The organism is Azoarcus sp. PA01, assembly GCA_001274695.2.
In the GTDB taxonomy this organism is placed as follows: Bacteria; Pseudomonadota; Gammaproteobacteria; order Burkholderiales; family Rhodocyclaceae; genus Aromatoleum.
In genome coordinates this window covers 1,966,646-1,986,655 of record LARU01000002.1, presented here as the reverse complement: position 1 = coordinate 1,986,655, position 20,010 = coordinate 1,966,646, and the positions used below count along the sequence as shown (strand labels likewise).

The following is a 20,010-nucleotide window of genomic DNA, read 5'->3' as shown; positions in this document are numbered from 1 at the left end:
GCCGGCCAGCACCCCCCGCGGGTGCCGGCTTCGAAGGTTCGATGCTCAGTGCGGGAATGGCCACAGCCGCAGCTTTTCCTTGCCGATCTGCCACAGCCGCGCGAGCCCGTGCGGCTCGACGATGAGGAAAAAGATGATCAGGCCGCCAAAGATGATCAGTTCAAGGTTCGAGCCGAGCCCCGCCGGCATCGAGCCGGCAAACAGCGCGTGCATCGCGACGTTCAGGAAGATCGGCAGCAGCACGATGAACGCCGCGCCGAGAAACGACCCCATGATCGAGCCGACCCCGCCGATGATGATCATGAACAGGATCTTGAACGACAGGTCGAGGTTGAAACCTTCCGGCTCGACCGTGCCGAGGTACGCGTACGCGTACAGCGCGCCGGCGACGCCGCAATAGAACGACGACACCGCGAACGCCGACAGCTTCGCGAACATCGGCCGGATGCCGATGACTTCGGCCGCGACGTCCATGTCGCGCACCGCCATCCACGCGCGTCCGGTCGTGCTGCGCACGAGGTTCTTCGCCGCGAGCGCGAGCACCGCGACGATGCCGAGCGTCAGCAGGTATTTCGACACCGGCGTGTCGAATGCGAAGCCGAGAATCTCGATCGGCTGAGCGGAAATCACGCCCGAGGACGAGTTGTTCGAGAACCACGGGAACTTGACCAGCGCCCAGACGATGAAGAACTGCGCCGCGAGTGTGGCCACCGCGAGGTAGAAACCCTTGATGCGCAGGCTCGGCAGGCCGAACGCGACGCCGACTGCCGCCGCGCACAGCCCGCCGATCGCCAGCGCGACGAGGAACGGCATGCCGTCGACGCGCAGCATGAAGTTGTATGCACCGAACGCGCCGACCGCCATGAACGCCGCCGAGCCGAGCGACAGCTGGCCGGCGTAGCCGGTGAGGATGTTCAGGCCGATCGCGGCGAGCGAGAAGATCAGCACCGGGATGAGGATCGCCTGCAGCCAGTATTCGCTGGCGAGAAACGGCAGGACGACGAAGAAGAAACCGAGGATCGCGATGAACCCGATCCGGTCTTGGCGGATCGGGAAGATCTGCTGATCCTCCCGGTAACTGACCTTGAACTGGCCCGCTTCACGATAAAGCATGCATTGTCTCCGTCTTTCTTTTGTTAACGCGGCAACCAGATACCGTTCGGGCTGAGCCCTTCGGCAAGCTCAGGACAGGCTTGTCGAAGCCCTGCCACCGCCCTTCGACGGGCTCAGGCCGAACGGTCGTATTCGATGGCCGGTTTGGTAGATGTGTCATCGCGCTTGCGAGCCGCTTCAGACCCGGTCGATGTGCCGCTCGCCGAACAGCCCTTCCGGGCGGATCAGCAGGAAGCCGAGCGCGAGCACGTACGGGAACCAGCCTTCGATGCCGCCGCCGACGAACGGGCCGATATAGACTTCGGCAAGCTTCTCCGACGCGCCGATGATCAGCCCGCCGACGATCGCCCCGGGCACCGACGTGAAGCCGCCGAGGATCAGCACCGGCAGCGCTTTCAGCGCAGTGAAGGTCAGCGCGAACTGCACGCCGCTGCGCGCGCCCCAGATCAGCCCGGCGACGAGCGCGACGAAACCGGCGACCGCCCAGACGATCGCCCAGATGTGCTGCAGCGGGATGCCGATCGACAGCGCCGCCTGATGGTCGTCGGCGACCGCGCGCAGCGCGCGACCGACTTTCGTGTATTGGAAGAACAGCGCGAGCGACGCGACGAGCGCACCGGCGAGCGTCGCGGCGAAGAGATCGAACTTCGACACCAGGATGTCGGCGCTCTCCATGATCCATTCGACCGGCTCGTCGGCGATGCCGAGGCTCAAGCCGCGCACGTTCGCGCCCCACAAGGCCTGCGCGATCCCCTCGATGAGGAAAGTCAGGCCGATCGTCGCCATGAACAGCGTGATGTGCGGCTGGTTCACGAGCGGACGCAGCACGACTTTCTCGGTCAGGATGCCGAGCACGATCATCGCCGCGAGCGCGAGCACGAACGCGAGCCAGAACACGACGTTGCTGTCCGCGTCGAGCCCGGTCCAGCCCGGCAGCACTTCCTGGAAGCCGACGAACGTCAGCGCGGCGAAGAACACCATCGCGCCCTGCGCGAAGTTGAACACGCCTGACGCCTTGTAGATCAGCACGAAACCGAGCGCGACCAGCGCGTACAGCACGCCTGACAGCAGGCCGCCGATCAGCACTTCGAAAAAGAATCCCATCCTTGTCTCCCGCTCTCTTTCTGGTCGGTGCTCAGTGCGACGTGCCGAGGTAGGCGGCGATCACTTCCGGATTGTTCTTCACCTCGTCGGGCGCGCCGTCGCCGATCTTCTTGCCGTAGTCGAGCACGACGACGCGGTCCGAGATGTCCATGACGACCCCCATGTCATGCTCGATGAGCACGATCGTCGTGCCGAACTGGTCATTGACGTCGAGGATGAAGCGGCACATGTCCTGTTTCTCCTCGACGTTCATGCCGGCCATCGGCTCATCGAGCAGCAGCAGGCTCGGCTCGGCGGCGAGCGCGCGGCCGAGCTCGACGCGCTTTTGCAGCCCGTACGGCAGGCGCCCGACCGGGGTCTTGCGGATGCTCTGGATCTCGAGGAAATCGATGACTTCCTCGACTTTCAGACGGTGCTCGATCTCCTCCTGCTGCGCGCGGCCCCAGTACAGCGCGTGCTGGAAAAGGTTGCATTTCATCTTCAGGTTGCGCCCGGTCATGATGTTGTCGAGCACGCTCATGCCCTTGAACAGCGCGATGTTCTGGAACGTGCGCGCGATGCCCTGGGCGGCGGCGACGTGCGGCTCCATCTTCTGGCGCAGCTCGCCGCGGAACATGATGCGGCCTTCCTGCGGGTGATAGACGCCGTTGATGACGTTCAGCATCGAGCTCTTGCCCGCGCCGTTCGGGCCGATGATCGAGCGGATCTCGTGCTCGCGCACGTCGAAGCTGATGTTCGTCAGCGCCTTGACGCCGCCGAACGACAGCGAGATGTTCTGCAGGTCGAGGATCACCCCGCCGATGCGCCGCTCGGCCACCGCCGGCTGTGCATCGGGAGCCACGTGAATCAGGTCGTTCATCATCATCGCTCCTCTCCTCACGCGGCCCGGGTCGCGGCGTGCGGCGCGAAAGTCTTCGTTTCCTCGATGCGCAAGTCGGCGCTGATGCGGCCCTCGCGACCATCCTCGTATTTCACCAGCGTCTCGATGTACTGGCTCTTCCGCCCTTCGAACAGTGCCTCGATCAGTACGCCGTAGCGTTCGGCGATGAAGTTGCGGCGGACCTTGCGCGTGCGCGTCAGCTCGCCGTCGTCGGCGTCGAGCTCCTTGTGCAGGATCAGGAAGCGGCGGATCTGCGAGCCGCTCATCTTCGGATCGGCGGCGAGGTCGGCATTGACTTTCTCGATGCAGTCGCGGATCAGCTCATACACTGCCGGCTGCGACGCGAGGTCGGTGTAGCCCGAATACGCCATGCCCTTCCTCTCGGCCCAGTTGCCGACCGCCTCGAGGTCGATGTTGATGAACGCGGTGACGCAGTCGCGGGCGTTGCCGAACGTGACCGCTTCCTTCACGTACGGGAAGAACTTCACCTTGTTCTCGATGTAGTTCGGCGCGAACATCGACCCGTCGTTGAGCTTGCCGACATCCTTGGCGCGGTCGATGATTTTCAGGTGGCCGTCCTCGTCGAAGAAGCCGGCGTCGCCGGTCATGAAGTAGCCGTCGGCGTTGATCGATTCGGCAGTCGCGTCCGGGCGCTTGTAGTAGGCTTTCAGCAGCATCGGCCCCTTGACCAGGATCTCGCCTTTGTCGTCGAGCCTGACTTCGACGAACGGCGCCGGCTTGCCGACCGAATCGAGCTTGATCTGGCCGTCGGGCTGCAGGCACACGTACGCGCAGGTCTCGGTCTGGCCATAGAGCTGCTTCAGGTTCACGCCGATCGAGCGGTAGAAGCGGAACAGATCGGGCCCGATCGCCGCACCGGCCGTGTAGGCGACGCGGATGCGGCTCACGCCGAGAACATTCTTCAGCGGCCCGTACACGAGGAAGTCGCCGAGCGCGTACTGCATGCGGTCACTGGCCGACACCGGCTTGCCGTCGAGGATGTCGGCGCCGCAGCGGCGCGCGACGTCCATGAAGTGGTGGAAGAGCTTGCGCTTCAGCGCCCCCGCGTCCTCCATGCGGATCATCACCTGGGTGAGCAGGTTCTCGAACACGCGCGGCGGGGCGAAATAGTAGGTCGGGCCGATCTCGCGCAGGTCGGTCATGACGGTGTCGCCCGACTCCGGGCAGTTGATCGTGAAGCCCGCGACCATCGCCTGCGCGAACGAGAACAGGTGGTCGCCGACCCACGCCATCGGCAGGTACGACAGGATGTCCTCCCGCTCGGTGAGCCGGTCGAACTCCATGCCGCCGGTCGCGGCAGCGATGAACGCGCCATGCGTCTGGCACACGCCTTTCGGCTTGCCGGTCGTGCCCGACGTGTACAGCATCACCGAGATGTCGTCGGACGCGCCCTTGTCGATCTCGGCATCGAGAAAGTCCGGGTGGTCGCGGTCGTGGATGCGCCCCCTCTCCTGCAGCGCGTCGAGCCCCATCAACAGCGTCTGCGTGTAATGCCGAAGCCCGCGCGCATCGTCGTAGATGACATGGCGCAGCAGCGGCACTTCCGCGTGGATCTCGAGCATCTTGTCGACCTGCTCCTGGTCCTCGACGACGGCGAACTGGATCTCGGCATCCTGCAGCACGTAGATCATCTCCTGCGCGACCGCGTCCTGGTACAGCATCACCGGAATGCCGCCGAGGCACTGGCACGCCGCGACCGACCAGTACAGGCGCGGGCGGTTGTCGCCGATGATCGCGAGGCGGTCGCCGCGCCTGAAGCCCAGTTCGGCGAGCCCGCACGCGATCGCGCGGACGTTCTGCGCGACCGCCGCCCAGCTGTGAGTCTGCCAGATGCCGTATTCCTTCTCGCGCATCGCCGGCCGGTTCGGCCGCACGCTCGCGTGGTGCATCAGCAACCGCGGGAACGTGTCCAGCGCGGCCAGGTGCACGGCTTGCCCGGTCGATTCGGACATACCCACCTCCTCCTTCGGTTCGATTCCTTTCGCTTATGTGCCCGAACCCTGCTGTTCGCTGCGGGGCGGCGGGATGGCGCAGCGCTGGCGCCGGAGTCCCGAGCCGGCCGGCAGACCGGGACGGAACGGGTTGATGGCTAGTGTCGCAAGCGATGTTTGCGCAACTGTTTGGGAAATGTAGTCAATTATTGCAATGGCGCCGCCGGCACCGCACCACGCCACAGCAACTGAAAATAAAACCATTTGGAATAACCATGATGGTTTTCAGATTCGCTAGAATCGGCCTCGCAAAGGAGCTCCGCCTCAGGCGAACAACGAGGCCGGCGGAACGCATCCCCTCGAACGGAGCAACCGTGCCGGCACGTCCATTCACCCTCCCCTTCGTTTCGCTATGCTTCGGCGCCGCTGTGCTGGTGCTCCATCCCCTCGCGCACGGGCAGGTCTACGAATGCCGGGAAGGCGCCAAGAGCGTGTTTTCCGGCACCCCCTGCGACGCCGATTCGACGCCGCTCGAAGTGAAGCCGGCGGCGGGCGACTACAACCGGCTCGACGATGTGCGCGCGCGCTTGCGAACCGAGAGCGGCCGGGTCGAACTGAAGCGCATCGACGACGAGCGCGCGGCTCGGCGCCACGAGGCCGCGGTCGAGAACGCAGCGCGGCGGAAAATCGAATCGGAACGCTGCGTGCAGATCGGCGAAGCGCGGACGAGGGCGCAGCGCCTGGCGAAGACGCTGCGGCACCCGGACCACGCGCGCCGCGAAAAAGAGGCTGCGGAAAAGCTGTCGGAGCGCGAGTTTTTCGAGTGCCGGCGCGCCGAGCGACTGCGGTGAAACGCCGTGGCGGAGCAGACGCGGTCGGGTAAAATCCCCACCTTCGCCGACCGGCGCACGCGCCCCCGCCCATGGAAATCATCAACTTCCTCATCGACATCGTGATGCACCTCGACAAGCACCTCGAAGCGCTCGTCCAGGCTTACGGAACATGGATCTACGCGATCCTGTTCGCGGTGATCTTCAGCGAGACGGGTTTCGTCGTCACGCCGTTCCTGCCCGGCGACTCGCTGCTGTTCGTCGCCGGCGCGCTCGCGGCAGTGGGCGGCATGGACATCGGCCTTTTGATCGCCACGCTGACGATCGCCGCAGTGCTCGGCAACACCGTCAACTACACAATCGGCCGCTACTTCGGGCCCAAAGTGTTCCAGTGGGAAAACTCGCGCCTCTTCAACAAGGCGGCGCTGTTGAAGACGCACCTTTTCTACGAGAAGCACGGCGGCAAGACGCTCGTGATCTCGCGTTTTCTGCCGCTGTTCCGCACCTTCGCGCCGTTCGTCGCCGGCGTCGGCAGCATGACGTATGCACGCTTCACGCTGTTCAACGTCATCGGCGCAGTGGCCTGGGTGGTGTCGCTGACGTTCGCCGGCTACTGGTTCGGCAACATGCCGTGGATCAAGCAGAACCTCACCCTCGTCATCGTCGCGATCATCGTGCTGTCGCTCGTGCCGGTCGCGATCGGAGCGTGGAAATCACGCTCGGCGGCGTAAGACGGGGCCGGCGAGCCTGCGGTTCACGGTCGCGCAGCCTTCCGGCGCCGCCGTCTGCACGGCAATCTACCGTCGTTGCGCCAGGACATTCCGGGCACTACCCTGAAGGCAGGAGGGGGGCACGATCTGCAAGCGCTCCGGTCTTATTGTCGATCGGGCGACGCGCCGGCAAACCATCGCAAAATCGTGCCGGACAGCCACGATCGAATCCAGCGAGACCGCGCCCCCGGGGCGCGAGGCACAAAAGGAAGATCATGAACTATGCCGAACGTGCATTGCGCACGTTGAGCGCCGGAAACCGGACGCTGCTGCGGGCCGAGGACGAACCGAGCCTGCTGCAGGAGATGTGCCGGGTCATCGTCGAACTCGGCCGCTACCGCATGGCATGGGTCGGCTTCGCCGAGCAGGATGAAGGGAAGACCTTGCGGCCGGTCGCTCATCGCGGATTCGAAGAGGGTTTTTTCGACATTGCGCATTTCACTTGGGCCGAAGGGGAAGGCGGCCCGACCGCAGAGGCGGTGCGAACCGGCAAACCGGTTGTCGTGCAGGACATCAAGACGGTCGTCGCGCCCCACTTGCCGATCCCGATCACTGAAGCCATCGAGCGCGGCTATGGTTCGGTCGCGGCCTTTCCGCTGTTCGTCGAAGGCCGGGTGGTCGGCAACCTGACGATCTTCGCTGCCGAGCCGGATGCCTTCAACGAACAGGAATGCACGCTGCTCGGCGAGATGGCCGACGACCTCGGCTTCGGCATCGGCATGTTGCGCATGCGTGCGCGCCACCGCGAGGCGGAAGAAACGATCCGCCACATGGCCTATTTCGATACGCTCACCGGCCTGCCGAACCGCACGTCGCTGCACGAGGAGCTCACGGGCGCGATCGAGGCGGTGCATGCCGCGCACAATCCGCTCGCGCTGCTGATCATCAAGATCGGGCACTTCCAGGAGATCAGCGACACGCTCGGCTACGAAGAGGCGGACCTGCTGGTGCAGGAAATGGCGAAGCGCCTGTCGCAGCTCGCCGGCGAAGGACGGTCGGTCGCACGCGTCGGTGAAGACGAATTCGCGCTCGCCTTGCCGAACACCAGCGCCGAAGTCGCGATCCGGCTCGCGCAGCGGATCATGCGCGAAGTCTGCGACCCGGTGCCGCTCGGTGCGCTGACCGTCGATCCGCATGCTTACATCGGCGTCGCGATGTTTCCCGGCCATGGCAACACGGCCGACGCGATCCTGCGCCGCGCGAAGATCGCCGCCGTCCAGGCAAAGCGCACCGCCGCGAAATTCGCCCTGTACCAAGGCACTGCCGATCAGGAATGCACGCGCCGCCTCGCGCTGATGAGCGACCTGCGCAGCGCGATCGACAAGAACGAGCTGCTGCTGTACTGCCAGCCGAAAGTGTCGATCTCGTCCGGCGAAGTATGCGGCGCGGAAGCGCTGGTGCGCTGGCAGCACGCGCAGCACGGTATGGTCGCGACCGGCGAATTCATCGCGCTCGCCGAACGTGCCGGCCTGATCATGCCGCTGACGCGCTGGGTGCTCGAAACCGCGTTCCGCCAGAGCCATACCTGGTTCGAACAGGGCATCCGCCAGCCGCTGTCGGTGAACCTGTCGGCGCAGGACCTGCGCGACCCGCGCCTCGTCGACCGTATCTCGAGCCTGTTCGCCACGTGGGCGATGCCGCCCGAGATGATCCAGTTCGAACTGACCGAAAGCGCCCTAATGGAAGACCCGGCCGGCGCACTGAAGACGCTCCAGCGCCTGAAAGCGCTCGGCGTCGAGCTTTTCATCGACGATTTCGGCACCGGCTACTCGAGCCTGAGCTACCTGCAGAAGCTGCCCGTCGACTCGCTGAAGATCGACCAGTCGTTCGTCGCCAGCATGCTGACGAACCCCGGCTCCGCAGTCATCGTGCGCTCGACCGTCGAACTCGGCCACAACCTCGGGCTCGGCGTCGTCGCCGAAGGGGTCGAAAGCGAGGCGCAGTGGGACGGCCTGCGGGCGCTCGGCTGCGACACCGCGCAAGGCCATTTCGTCGGCTTCCCGATTCCGACCGAACAGTTCGTCGACTGGGAGGCGCATTGCCAGTGGAGGCACCGCCCCACGGCCGGAGACCCGACGCCGACGACGACTCACTGACGGTCCGAAACGGACGAAAAAAACGGCGCTTTGCGCGCCGTTTTCAGGACTTTCTCGCGCGCGCTTACATGCTGCGCCGGTACTGCCCGCCGACTTCATACAGCGCCGACGTGATCTGGCCGAGCGAGCAGTAGCGCACCGCGTCGACGAGCACTTCGAACACGTTGCCGTTGTCGATGACCGCTTGGCGCAGTTTCGCGAGCCACTTCGGCGCTTCCGCGGCGTTGCGTGCCTGGAAGTCGGCGAGGCGCTTCAGCTGCCCCTGCTTCTCTTCCTCGGTCGAGCGTGCGAGTTCGATTTCCGGCTGCGCACTGCCCTTCGGGTTCAGGAAGGTGTTGACGCCGATGATAGGGTACGAGCCATCGTGCTTCTTGTGCTCGTAGTACAGCGACTCCTCCTGGATTTTGCCGCGCTGGTAGCCGGTCTCCATCGCGCCGAGCACGCCGCCGCGCGACGCGATCGCCTCGAACTCCTGCAGCACCGCTTCCTCGACGAGGTCGGTGAGCTCGTCGATGATGAAGCTGCCCTGGTTCGGGTTCTCGTTTTTCGCGAGGCCCCATTCGCGGTTGATGATCAGCTGGATCGCCATCGCGCGCCGCACCGATTCCTCGGTCGGCGTCGTGATCGCCTCATCAAAAGCGTTGGTGTGCAGCGAGTTGCAGTTGTCGTAGATCGCGATCAGCGCCTGCAGCGTCGTGCGGATGTCGTTGAAGTCCATCTCCTGCGCGTGCAGCGAGCGCCCCGAGGTCTGCACGTGGTACTTCAGCTTCTGGCTGCGCTCGTTCGCGCCGTACCTGTTCTTCATCGCGACGGCCCAGATGCGGCGCGCGACGCGGCCGATCACCGAGTATTCCGGGTCCATGCCGTTCGAGAAGAAGAACGACAGGTTGGGCGCGAAGTCGTCGATGTGCATGCCGCGCGCGAGATACGACTCGACGTACGTGAAGCCGTTCGACAGCGTGAAGGCGAGCTGCGAGATCGGGTTCGCGCCGGCTTCGGCGATGTGGTAGCCGGAGATCGACACCGAGTAGAAGTTCTGCACCTTGTGATGGACGAAGTACTCCTGGATGTCGCCCATCATCTTCAGCGCGAACTCGGTCGAGAAGATGCAGGTGTTCTGGCCCTGGTCTTCCTTCAGGATGTCGGCCTGCACCGTGCCGCGCACCGACGACAGCGTCCATTCGCGGATCTTCTGGAACTCGGTCTCGGTCGGCTCGCGGCCGTTGTCCGCGCGGAACTTCGCGACCTGCTGGTCCATCGCGGTGTTGAAGAAGAACGCGAGGATGATCGGCGCCGGACCGTTGATCGTCATCGACACCGAGGTCGTCGGCGCGCACAGGTCGAAGCCGTCGTACAGCACTTTCATGTCGTCGAGCGTCGCGATCGACACGCCCGAATTGCCGATCTTGCCGTAGATATCCGGGCGCACGTCCGGGTCGCAGCCGTACAGCGTCACCGAGTCGAACGCGGTCGACAGCCGGTGCGCCGGCATGCCTTCGGAGACTTTCTTGAAGCGGCGGTTCGTGCGGAACGCGTCGCCTTCGCCGGCGAACATCCGCGTCGGGTCCTCGCCTTCGCGCTTGAACGCGAACACGCCGGCGGTGTAGGGGAACGAACCCGGCACGTTCTCCTTCATCAGGAAGCGCAGCGACTCGCCGTCGTCGTCGAAGTTCGGCAGCGCGACTTTGCGGATCTTCGAACCGGACAGCGATTCGGTCGTCAGTTTCGTGCGGATCTCCTTGTCGCGGATCTTCACGACGTACTCGTCGGCGGCGTACAGCTCCTTCGTCTTCGGCCACATTTCGAGCAGCTTCTTCGCCGTCGCCGTCAGTTCGCCGTCCTTCCAGTCGATCATTTCGGCGAACGAGCCGGCCTCCTTGCCGCACTGCTCGAACAGCGCCTTCGCAATCTTCAGCGACTGGCGCTCGCGCGCGACCTTGGCCTGCTGCTCGATGTGCTTGTGATAATCGCGAACGGTGTCGGCGATCTCGGCGAGGTAGCGCGTGCGCTCGGCCGGGACGATCGCGCGGCCGTGGGACGACGCTTTCGTCGTGACGACCGGCAGCCGGCCCGGAGTGTTGGCAAATGAGGCCTTCAAGCCCTTCTCGACGAGCTTCGGGAACATCGCCTGGTACAGCGCGGTGACGCCGTCGTCGTTGAAGCGCGCGGCCATCGTGCCGAACACCGGCATCGCGTCGGTCGGCTGGCTGAACAGCTCGCGGTTGCGCTGGTACTGCTTCCTGACGTCGCGCAGCGCGTCGTCGGCGCCCTTGCGGTCGAACTTGTTGATCGCGACGAAGTCGGCGAAGTCGAGCATGTCGATCTTTTCGAGCTGGCTCGCCGCGCCGAATTCCGGCGTCATCACGTACAGCGACAAATCGACGAACGGCACGATCGCGGCGTTGCCCTGGCCGATGCCCGAGGTCTCGACGACGACGAGGTCGAAGCCGACGAGCTTCGTCGCGGCGATGACTTCGGGCAGCGCCGCGGAGATCTCGGAGCCGGTGTCGCGCGTCGCGAGCGAGCGCATGAAGATGTTGTCGTGCTCGATCGCGTTCATGCGGATGCGATCGCCGAGCAGCGCGCCGCCGGTGCGCTTGCGCGACGGGTCGATCGACACGATCGCGAGCTTCAGCTTGTCGTTCTGGTCGAGCCGGAAGCGGCGCACGAGCTCGTCGGTCAGCGAGCTCTTGCCGGCGCCGCCGGTGCCGGTAATCCCCAGCGTCGGCGTTTTGACTTTCGCGGCCGCGTCGAGGATCGCCTTCCTGACGTCGTCGCCATACGCGCCGTTCTCGAGCGCGGTGATGATGCGCGACAGGGCGCGCTGGCGCCCGGCACGCTCGCCGGTCGTCAGCTGCTTGACGAGGTCGTCGGCCGACTGCGGCGCGACCGCGGTGAGGTCGAAGTCCGACTTCTCGACGAGGTCGTTGATCATGCCCTGCAGCCCCATCATCGCGCCGTCTTCAGGCGAATACACGCGCGTGACGCCATAGTCGTGCAGCTCGCGGATCTCGGAGGGCACGATGACGCCGCCGCCGCCGCCGAACACCTTGATGTTCTCGCCGCCGTTGGCCTTCAGGAGATCGATCATGTACTTGAAGAACTCGACGTGGCCGCCCTGGTAACTGGTGATCGCGATGCCCTGCACGTCTTCCTGCAGCGCGGCGTTGACGATCTCGCCGACCGAGCGGTTGTGGCCGAGGTGGATCACTTCGGCGCCGGTCGACTGGAGGATCCGGCGCATGATGTTGATCGACGCGTCGTGGCCGTCGAACAGCGCCGCCGCGGTCACGAAGCGGACCTTGTTCTTCGGCTTGTAGTTGACGAGCTTCTTGGCTTCGCTGAGGTTGGTCATGTCGTTTTCCACGTGATGTCCGATGATGCCCTGCATCTTAGGAGGCCGACCGACCGATTGCCATTGCTCGGCCGGCCGTCCATCGTGCAGAATCCGCCAACCTTCCGATCAACCGCGTGCCTCGCGCCGCACGAGTCCGAACATGCCCTTGCCTTCCCCGGGCGACACCTCTGCCGCCGCCCCTTCGCGCCCCGCCCGCAGCCGCCGCGCGACAGTAGCGCGGGGCTTCGTTACCGGCATGATCTCCGGAATGGTCGGACAGGGCCGTGACCCCACACCGTTGCTCGCCGCGGCGGGAGTCGACCTTGCAGACGCTGCCAACCGTATCCCGATCGATCGCTACGCGGCGCTGTACAACCTGATCGGGCGCGAGATGGACGACGAAGGCTTCGGCCTGTTCGCGCAGCCGATGCGCTCGGGCAGCTTCGAGTTCCTGTGCCGCGGCATGCTCGGCGCCGCGACGCTCGGCGACGCGCTCGACCGCGCCGCGCGCTTCCTGCGCATCGTGCTGCCCGATCTCGCGGTGAGCGTGCGGCGCGGCGACGGCGACGAGCGCGCCGAACTGCGCATCACCGAGACGCGCCGACTCGCCGACCGCCGCGGCGACCCCGCGCGCGTGTTCGCATTCGAGTGGCTGCTGCGCCTGATCCACGCGGTATCGTGCTGGCTCGTCAGCCGCGAGCTCGCGCTCGACTCGGTGCATTTCCCCTACCCTCGCCCGCCGCACGCCGACGACTACGCGCTGGTCTATACGGAGCATTCGTTCTTCGATGCCGGCACGCTCGTCGCGCGCCTGCGCGACAACCTGCTCGACCTGCCGGTGCGCCGCGACGATGCCGCGCTCGCCACCTTCCTTGACGGCGCGCCCGGCAAGATCACGATGCTGTACCGGCGCGACCGCGACATGGTGTATCGCGTGCGCGACCTGCTGCGCGACGCGCTGCCCGAGAACCTGCCGCTCGAGAGCGTCGCCGGCCGGCTACACCTGTCGGCGCGCACGCTGCACCGCCGGCTCGAAGAGGAAGGCTCGAGCTTTCGCACCATCAAGGATGCGCTGCGTCGTGACATCGCGCTCGCCCGACTGACGAAAACGGCGCAGCCGGTCGCGCAGATCGGTGCCGAACTCGGGTACGCCGACCCCTCGGCGTTCTATCGTGCCGTGGTCGCCTGGACCGGGACGTCGCCGGAGCGGTTTCGCAAGCAGTTGCTGAATCAGGTCGCGGGCGCGGACTTGCCGGCCTCGGCAACGCCGCGCCCTGCGGCGCGTTCTGTGAGGTAATCGGCGCGTGCGCGCAGCGGACATGACTAGAATGGGCGAGCGCCCAACCCGCTCCCGGAGGATGCACGTCTGATGTTGCGCAACACGCCGACTCCGCCGCCGAAGCTGTCGTCGCAGGAGCTGCGCCGCTACGACCTGCTGCTCGCCGGCCTCGACCTGCTCGACCAGGCGATCGCCGTCTTCGACGCGACGCCGAAGCTCGTGACGTGGAACAAGGCGATGCTGCGGCTGCTCGACTTTCCCGAGAAGATGGTCCACGTCGGCACGCCGTTCGAGGAGTTCGCGCGCTTCAATGCCGAACGCGGCGAATATGGCGAAGGCGACGTCGACCAGCTCGTCGCCGAACGCATGGCCGCCGCGCGCGCGTTCCTGCCGCACTACGCGGAGCGCGCGCGGCCCAACGGCAAGATTCTCGCGATCCGCGGCGTGCCGATCCCGAATCTCGGCTTCGTCTCGCTGTGGACCGACATCACCGAGCAGCGCCGCTACGAGGACGTCATCCAGCGGCAGAACGCCGAACTCGAGGCGCGCGTCAAGGCGCGCACCGCGGAGCTCGAGAACGCGAACGCGCGGCTCGCACAGGCGCACGCCGAAGTCGACGAGATCGCCGGCGCGCTGCGGCGCTCCGAGGAGCGGCTGAAGCTGATCATCGATTCGATCCCGGCGCTGATTGCGTACGTCGATCGCGGCGAAACCTATCAGTTCGCGAACCGCGGCTACGCTGAGTGGTTCGGCGTGAGCAAGGACGCGATCGTCGGGCGCAGTATCGAGAGCGTGCTCGGCGCCGAGCTGTATCCGTTGGTCGTCGAACAGCTGAAGATCGCCGCGGCCGGCGAGCGCGTCAGCTACGAATATTCGCGCAAGCTCGACAACGGCCGCACCGTCCATGCCAAAAGCATCGTCGTGCCCGAAGTGTCGGCACACGGCGAGGTGGTCGGCTATTTCGTGCTATCGACCGACATCACCGAACAGAAGGCGAGTCAGGCGGCGCTCGTGCAGGCGCAGAAGATGGAAGCCGTCGGCCAGCTCACCGGCGGTCTCGCGCACGACTTCAACAACCTCCTGACGATCATCATCGGCAACCTGTCGGAGCTCAAGTCGAAGCTGCCGCCGGGCGGCCATGCCGTCGAGCACCTCGATCCGGCTCTGCACGCGGCGCAGCGCGGCGCCGAACTGATCAAGCGGCTGCTGACGTTCTCGCGCGGCCAGGGACTCGAACCGATCGCGGTCGAGGTCGGTGCGCTGGTGCTGAACATGGCGCAGCTGCTGTCGCGCTCGCTGACCGAAAACATCCGCCTGCAGACGCGCCTGCCGCCGGCGCCGCTGCACGCGTTTGTCGACCCGCACCAGCTCGAGAACGCGCTGCTGAACCTCGCGCTCAACGCGCGCGACGCAATGCCGGACGGCGGCTCGCTGACGATCGCGATCGGCGAGCGCCACATCCCCGAGAGCCTCGCGGTGCTCGTCGAGCTGCCCGCCGGCAACTACGTGCAGATCGATGTCACCGACACCGGCAGCGGCATCGACGCGAAACTTCTGCCCCGCCTGTTCGAGCCATTCTTCACGACGAAGCCGTTCGGCCAGGGCAGCGGTCTCGGGCTGGCGATGGTCTATGGCTTCGTGCGCCAGTCAGGCGGCAACATCCGCATCCGCAGCACGCCGGGCTCGGGAACGACGGTGACGTTCGTGTTGCCGCGCGCCGCCGCCGCGACGCCGGCGACGACGGCCAAACCGCCGGCTGCGGTGCAGCGCGAGCGCAAGGCGGCCGGGCCAGTGCTGCTCGTCGAGGACGAACCGGAGGTGCGCCGCGTCATCCGCCTGCAACTGACCGCGCTCGGCCACTCCGTCATCGAGGCCGCCGATGGCGTCGAAGCGTGGAGCCTGATCGAGTCGGTCCCGGAGATTGCGATCCTCGTCACCGACACCGTGATGCCCGGCGCGATCGGCGGCCGCGAACTGGTCGCACGCACCCGCGCGCTGCGCCCGCGGCTGCCGATCCTGATGATCACCGGCTATGCCAGCGACAACGCGCTCGCAGACACCGCGCAGCTCGACGTGCCGGTGCTGCGCAAGCCTTTCGACCAGGACACGCTCGCGACGAGCCTCGCCGCGATCCTGGATGTTCCGGCAACCCCCGAGGACCTGCCCCGCCAATGACCGACAACGCGTCTGTGTCCCCGCTTATCCTGGTTCTCGAGGACGAAGCGGACATCGCCCGCCTGATCTGCGGCGCGCTCGCCGACTACGGCTTCCGCAGCGAACACGTCACGACCGGTCGCGAACTGCTCGCGCGCGCGCGAAAAGCTTCCCCCGACCTGGTGATCGTCGACCTCGGTCTGCCGGACATGGACGGCATGCAGGTCGTGCGCGAACTGCAGGACGGCAGCCCGTGCGCAGTGCTGATCCTGACCGGCCGCAACGACGTCACCGACCGCGTCCTCGGCCTCGAGCTCGGCGCCGACGACTATCTCGTCAAGCCGTTCGAACCGCGCGAGCTCGTCGCCCGCGTGCGCTCGATCCTGCGCCGCTACCAGCGCGCCGCGTCGACCGACGCGGGCGCGGACGAACGCAGTGTCGCGGTCTTCGCAAACTGGCGCTTCGACACCGGACGGCTCGCGCTGTCGCGGCCGGGCGCACCTGACGTCAGCGTTTCGGCAGCCGAGGCGGCGCTGCTGCTCGCGCTGCTGCGCCGGCCGAACAAGATCCTGAGCCGCGAACAGCTGCTCGGCGAGCGCGACGTCGACCCGTTCGACCGCAGCATCGACGTGCGCATCTCGCGCCTGCGCCGCAAACTCGACGACGACCCGCAGCAGCCGAAGCTGATCAAGACGGTGTATGGCGCCGGGTATCTCTTCTCGGCGCAGGTGCGATGGGAATGACGGCCCGACGAGGGCGCACGCAACCTTCCCCTTCGCCCGCTACCGCGTCACCTTCCGCATCGCACGCGAAGCGTGCCTTTCAGCGCCGCCTCGCCGCCATCTCCGGCACGGCGGCTACCGGCAGCGGTGACAGCGCGCCGATCTGCGTCGGGCGGCCGGCGTACAGCCCGCACACCGCCTGGATCACCGATACCGCCGCGCACAGCAGCAGCGCGGCGGACCAGCCGCCGAACGTGTCGTGGAGCGCGCCGACGAGGGTCGGGCCGATGGCGGCGAGCAGGTAGCCCACCGCCTGCGCCATGCCCGACAGCGCTGCCGCCTGATGCACGCTGCCGGCGCGCAGGCTCATGAAAGTCAGCGCGAGGATCAAGCAGGCGCTGCTGCCGAAGCCATAGGCGATGCACCACACGACGCTCCAGCCCGGCAGCGCGATGAAGCCGGCGAGGCCGACCAGGGCGAGGGTTGCACTCAGGAACGCGGCGGCGCGCTGATCGGTCAGGCGATGGATCAGCGGTACCGCGAGCACGCCGGGGACGACCGTCGCGAGCTGCAGCAGCCCGTGCAGCGAGCCGGCGGACGCCGCAGAATAGCCGTTTTGCTGCAGGATCGCCGGAAGCCAGCTGATGACGACGTAGTAGACGAACGAATTGAGCCCCATGAAAGCGGTCACCTGCCACGCGAGCGGCGAGCGCCAGATCGGGATCGCTGGAGTCGTGGCGGCCTGCTGCGTCGGGCGCGGCGCGTTGCGCAGCTGCGGCAGCCACACCACTGCGCTGAATGCCGCGAGGACGGCCCAGATCCCGAGCGCGAAAGTCCATCCGTACGACGACATCGCGGTCAGCGGAATCATCACCGCCGAACACAACGCGGCAGTCACGCTCATCGTCACCGCGTAGAGCGACGTCATCGTCGAGACTTTCGCGGCGAAGTCCCGTTTCAGGAGGCTCGGCAACAGGACATTGCAGACCGCGATCGCGCTACCGAGAATCACCGTGCCGCCAAACAGCCCCCACGCGGCGCCCGACGAGCGCACGAGGATGCCGGTCGTCAGCAGCAGCAGCGCCGCGAACAGCGTGCGTTCGAGCCCGTGCCGGCGCGCGAGGCCGGCGGCGAGCGGCGAGACGAGCGCGAACGCGAGCAGCGGCAGCGTCGCCAGCACGCCGGCCTGCGTGGCGTTGAAGCCGAAGCTGGACTGGATGTCGGCGAGCACCGGGCCGACGCCGGTGACCGGGGCGCGCAGGTTCGCGGCGATCAGCAGGATGCCGACGATGAGGAGGCCCTGGGCGGCAGGCGGCGTGACGGAGACGTGCGGCTTCATGCGAATCCACCGTGGCAGAAAGGGAGATGGATTCGATTCTAGAGGGTGGGCGCTTATCTGAATCTCGATATCTTGACGGTTAATATCTTGATTCTGCCTGCACTCGAGCATTCCGTTCATGTCCGACCTTCTTGACAGCCTGGCGCGTTTCGATCCGGACGAGCTGTACAGTCCGGCCGTGGCACTGACCGTCGACATCCGCGACAACAGCCGCGAGCTGCCGGTGCACCGCCACCGCAAAGGGCAGCTCGTCCTGGCGGCGCGCGGCTCGGTGACGTGCGAAGTGCCTTCCGGCTTGTGGATCGTGCCGCCGCACGGCGCGGTGTGGATCCCGGGCGGCATGCCGCACACCAACCGGGTGTCGCTGAATGGCCGCATCTGCCTGCTGTTCGTCGAGCCCGATGCGGCAGCGTTGCCCGCGAGCTGCTGCACACTGTCGGTGAGCCCGCTGCTGCGCGAGCTGATCCTGCGCCTCGTCGAGCTGCCGCAGAGCTATTCCATCGACGGGCCGACCGGGCGCCTCGTCGCGGTGCTGCTCGACGAGCTCGTGCAGATGCCGGCCGAGCGGCTCCATCTGCCGATCACTGCCGAGCCGCGCCTGCGCCGCATCGCCGACGCGCTGATGAACGATCCGTCCGACCGCAGCACGATGGCCGAATGGGCACGGCGCGTGTCGATCGGCGAGCGCACGCTGGCGCGCCTGATCGTCGGCGAGACCGGCATGACTTTCGGCCGCTGGCGCCAGCAGCTGCACATCGTCATCGCGCTGCAGCGCCTGTCGGCAGGAATGACGGTGCAGGTGGTCGCGCAGGATCTCGGCTACGAATCCGTCAGCGCGTTCATCACGATGTTCAAGAAAGTGCTCGGCAAGCCGCCGGCGCGCTATCTCGTCGAACGCGGGGAGTCGCTGCGGCTGCGCCGCGCAGCGAACGAGCCACCGGCGTGACATCGAAAGCCGGACAGCAGTGCGGGAGGCTCATGCACCGCGCGCGTCCGTTCGCTACAATTCCGCCCTTGGTTTCCTTTCCCACGCCCGAATTCAGGAGATTCCCCCGATGTCCCACCGTCCGTTCAAAATCCTCGGCATCCAGCAGATCGCCATCGGCGGCCCGAGCAAGGAGCGGCTCAAGATGCTGTGGGTGGACATGCTGGGACTCGAAGTCACCGGCAACTTCGTCAGCGAGCGCGAGAACGTCGACGAGGACATCTGCGCGATGGGCAAAGGGCCGTTCAAGGTCGAAGTCGACCTGATGCAGCCGCTCGACGCCGAAAAGAAGCCTGCCGTGCACGCGACGCCGCTGAACCACGTCGGGCTGTGGGTCGACGACCTGCCGGTCGCGGTCGAGTGGCTGAGCGCTCAGGGCGTGCGCTTCGCGCCCGGTGGCATCCGCCGCGGCGCGGCCGGCTTCGACATCACCTTCCTGCATCCGAAAGGCAACCACGAATTCCCGATCGGCGGCGAAGGCGTCCTCGTCGAACTGGTGCAGGCGCCGCCGGAAGTCGTCGAGGCGTTCGCGCGCCTCGCCGCGTGAGCGGCCGCTACCGACAGCCGCCAAGGAGGGAGCTCAGAGCGCGCCCGGACTGAACGTGTCACACGCCCTCAAGTCACCGCGCTCGAGGCCGAGGCGGAACCAGCGCGCGCGCTGGGCCGAGCTGCCGTGCGTGAAGCTGTCCGGCACGACCTGGCCCTGCACCTGTTTCTGCAGCCGGTCGTCGCCGATCGCGGACGCCGCGCCGAGCGCCTCTTCGACATCGCCTGCTTCGAGCAACTGGCGCGTACGCTCGGCATGATGGCCCCACACCCCCGCGAGGCAGTCGGCCTGCAGCTCGACGCGGACCGACAGCGCGTTCGCTTCGCGTGGCGGCAGCCGCTCGCGCGCCTGCTGGACTTTTTCGGAAATCCCGAGCAGGTTCTGCACGTGGTGGCCGACTTCGTGGGCGATCACGTACGCCTGGGCAAAATCACCGGGCGCGCGGAAGCGGTTGTGCAAGTCGTCGAAGAACGAAAGGTCGAGGTAGACTTTCTCGTCGGCCGGACAGTAGAACGGTCCCATCTCGGCCTGCCCGACACCGCACGCGCTGCGCGTTGCGCCGGTGAACAGCACCATCCGCGGCTCCCGGTACTGGCTGCCGGCGGACGCGAAAATCGGCCCCCACGTGTCCTCGGTATCGGCGAGCACCTGGGAGGCGAAGCGGGCGAGTTCATCTTCCGCGGCGGAGCGCGGCGACGTGGGCGGCGTGGCCGGCGAGGGTGACTGGACGCTCGCGGTGTCGAGCACGACGCTCGGGTCGATGCCGAAATACATCGCGACGAGCGCGAGCAGGATCGTGCCGATGCCGATCTTGCCACCGCTCCCGACCCTGAAGTGCGAGCCGCGCCGATCCTCGACGTTCTCGCTTTCCCGACGACCGCCGATACGCATGATCCGCCTCC

The 20,010-nt window shown here is 66.4% G+C and carries 15 protein-coding genes; 8 read left to right on the top strand and 7 right to left on the bottom strand.

The genetic code is table 11. The features are described 5' to 3' along the window. Positions 1 to 45: 45 nt before the first annotated feature. From PA01_10120 to PA01_10105, 4 genes are all read right to left on the bottom strand, one after another. Complete coding sequence (locus PA01_10120) at positions 46 to 1,113, bottom strand: branched-chain amino acid ABC transporter permease (protein KON81897.1); 1,068 nt, start codon at positions 1,111 to 1,113, stop codon at positions 46 to 48. Between the two features lie 177 nt (positions 1,114 to 1,290). Then, on the bottom strand, positions 1,291 to 2,217 hold the full coding sequence (locus PA01_10115) for a branched-chain amino acid ABC transporter permease (GenBank protein ID KON81896.1): 927 nt from the start codon (positions 2,215 to 2,217) through the stop codon (positions 1,291 to 1,293). 31 nt (positions 2,218 to 2,248) lie between these two features. Beyond that, positions 2,249 to 3,082, bottom strand: a complete 834-nt coding sequence (locus tag PA01_10110) for an ABC transporter ATP-binding protein (protein ID KON81895.1) — start codon at positions 3,080 to 3,082, stop codon at positions 2,249 to 2,251. Between the two features lie 11 nt (positions 3,083 to 3,093). After that, positions 3,094 to 5,070 (bottom strand): AMP-binding protein, encoded by a 1,977-nt coding sequence (locus tag PA01_10105; protein ID KON81894.1) that lies wholly within the window; start codon positions 5,068 to 5,070, stop codon positions 3,094 to 3,096. Between the two features lie 152 nt (positions 5,071 to 5,222). Between PA01_10105 and PA01_10100 the strand changes: the two genes are divergently transcribed. From PA01_10100 to PA01_10090, 3 genes are all read left to right on the top strand, one after another. Beyond that, positions 5,223 to 5,900: a hypothetical protein gene (locus tag PA01_10100; protein ID KON81893.2), complete on the top strand. Its 678-nt coding sequence runs from the start codon at positions 5,223 to 5,225 to the stop codon at positions 5,898 to 5,900. 71 nt (positions 5,901 to 5,971) lie between these two features. Further along, positions 5,972 to 6,610 (top strand): DedA family protein, encoded by a 639-nt coding sequence (locus PA01_10095; protein ID KON81892.1) that lies wholly within the window; start codon positions 5,972 to 5,974, stop codon positions 6,608 to 6,610. Between the two features lie 254 nt (positions 6,611 to 6,864). Beyond that, positions 6,865 to 8,745: an EAL domain-containing protein gene (locus tag PA01_10090; protein ID KON81891.1), complete on the top strand. Its 1,881-nt coding sequence runs from the start codon at positions 6,865 to 6,867 to the stop codon at positions 8,743 to 8,745. Between the two features lie 64 nt (positions 8,746 to 8,809). Here the strand turns inward: PA01_10090 and PA01_10085 are convergent, their stop codons facing one another. Continuing rightward, positions 8,810 to 12,100 (bottom strand): methylmalonyl-CoA mutase family protein, encoded by a 3,291-nt coding sequence (locus PA01_10085; GenBank protein ID KON82439.1) that lies wholly within the window; start codon positions 12,098 to 12,100, stop codon positions 8,810 to 8,812. 142 nt (positions 12,101 to 12,242) lie between these two features. Between PA01_10085 and PA01_10080 the strand changes: the two genes are divergently transcribed. The 3 genes from PA01_10080 (at position 12,243) to PA01_10070 (ending at position 16,258) form a co-directional block, all read left to right on the top strand. Then, positions 12,243 to 13,379 (top strand): AraC family transcriptional regulator, encoded by a 1,137-nt coding sequence (locus PA01_10080; GenBank protein KON81890.1) that lies wholly within the window; start codon positions 12,243 to 12,245, stop codon positions 13,377 to 13,379. Positions 13,380 to 13,451: 72 nt separating this feature from the next. Then, a complete protein-coding gene (locus tag PA01_10075) occupies positions 13,452 to 15,536 on the top strand; it encodes a PAS-domain containing protein (GenBank protein KON81889.1) in 2,085 nt (694 codons plus the stop codon). Then, entirely contained in the window at positions 15,533 to 16,258 is a 726-nt protein-coding gene (locus PA01_10070; protein ID KON81888.1) for a response regulator transcription factor, read from the top strand. The genes PA01_10075 and PA01_10070 overlap by 4 nt, the downstream gene beginning before the upstream one ends. Before the next feature lie 79 nt (positions 16,259 to 16,337). Here PA01_10070 and PA01_10065 read toward each other — a convergent pair whose 3' ends face one another. Next, a complete protein-coding gene (locus PA01_10065) occupies positions 16,338 to 17,576 on the bottom strand; it encodes a CynX/NimT family MFS transporter (GenBank protein ID KON81887.1) in 1,239 nt (412 codons plus the stop codon). 118 nt (positions 17,577 to 17,694) lie between these two features. On the opposite strand from PA01_10065, the gene PA01_10060 reads away from it, so the two are divergent. Beyond that, the gene (locus PA01_10060; protein ID KON81886.1) at positions 17,695 to 18,522 is read left to right on the top strand and encodes a helix-turn-helix transcriptional regulator; all 828 of its coding nucleotides are present in this window, start codon (positions 17,695 to 17,697) and stop codon (positions 18,520 to 18,522) included. Positions 18,523 to 18,631: 109 nt separating this feature from the next. Beyond that, a complete protein-coding gene (locus PA01_10055) occupies positions 18,632 to 19,108 on the top strand; it encodes a VOC family protein (GenBank protein ID KON81885.1) in 477 nt (158 codons plus the stop codon). A gap of 33 nt (positions 19,109 to 19,141) precedes the next feature. Here PA01_10055 and PA01_10050 read toward each other — a convergent pair whose 3' ends face one another. Further along, the gene (locus PA01_10050) at positions 19,142 to 19,999 is read right to left on the bottom strand and encodes a zinc metallopeptidase (protein ID KON81884.1); all 858 of its coding nucleotides are present in this window, start codon (positions 19,997 to 19,999) and stop codon (positions 19,142 to 19,144) included. Positions 20,000 to 20,010 lie beyond the last annotated feature (11 nt).

What these genes read in the sequence shown, in the direction of transcription:
- PA01_10120 (KON81897.1), bottom strand. Translation starts at nt 1,113, where the DNA reads ATGCTTTATCGTGAAGCGGGCCAGTTCAAGGTCAGTTACCGGGAGGAT.
- PA01_10115 (KON81896.1), bottom strand. Translation starts at nt 2,217, where the DNA reads ATGGGATTCTTTTTCGAAGTGCTGATCGGCGGCCTGCTGTCAGGCGTG.
- PA01_10110 (KON81895.1), bottom strand. Translation starts at nt 3,082, where the DNA reads ATGATGATGAACGACCTGATTCACGTGGCTCCCGATGCACAGCCGGCG.
- PA01_10105 (KON81894.1), bottom strand. Translation starts at nt 5,070, where the DNA reads ATGTCCGAATCGACCGGGCAAGCCGTGCACCTGGCCGCGCTGGACACG.
- PA01_10100 (KON81893.2), top strand. Translation starts at nt 5,223, where the DNA reads ATGTTTGCGCAACTGTTTGGGAAATGTAGTCAATTATTGCAATGGCGC.
- PA01_10095 (KON81892.1), top strand. Translation starts at nt 5,972, where the DNA reads ATGGAAATCATCAACTTCCTCATCGACATCGTGATGCACCTCGACAAG.
- PA01_10090 (KON81891.1), top strand. Translation starts at nt 6,865, where the DNA reads ATGAACTATGCCGAACGTGCATTGCGCACGTTGAGCGCCGGAAACCGG.
- PA01_10085 (KON82439.1), bottom strand. Translation starts at nt 12,100, where the DNA reads ATGACCAACCTCAGCGAAGCCAAGAAGCTCGTCAACTACAAGCCGAAG.
- PA01_10080 (KON81890.1), top strand. Translation starts at nt 12,243, where the DNA reads ATGCCCTTGCCTTCCCCGGGCGACACCTCTGCCGCCGCCCCTTCGCGC.
- PA01_10075 (KON81889.1), top strand. Translation starts at nt 13,452, where the DNA reads ATGTTGCGCAACACGCCGACTCCGCCGCCGAAGCTGTCGTCGCAGGAG.
- PA01_10070 (KON81888.1), top strand. Translation starts at nt 15,533, where the DNA reads ATGACCGACAACGCGTCTGTGTCCCCGCTTATCCTGGTTCTCGAGGAC.
- PA01_10065 (KON81887.1), bottom strand. Translation starts at nt 17,576, where the DNA reads ATGAAGCCGCACGTCTCCGTCACGCCGCCTGCCGCCCAGGGCCTCCTC.
- PA01_10060 (KON81886.1), top strand. Translation starts at nt 17,695, where the DNA reads ATGTCCGACCTTCTTGACAGCCTGGCGCGTTTCGATCCGGACGAGCTG.
- PA01_10055 (KON81885.1), top strand. Translation starts at nt 18,632, where the DNA reads ATGTCCCACCGTCCGTTCAAAATCCTCGGCATCCAGCAGATCGCCATC.
- PA01_10050 (KON81884.1), bottom strand. Translation starts at nt 19,999, where the DNA reads ATGCGTATCGGCGGTCGTCGGGAAAGCGAGAACGTCGAGGATCGGCGC.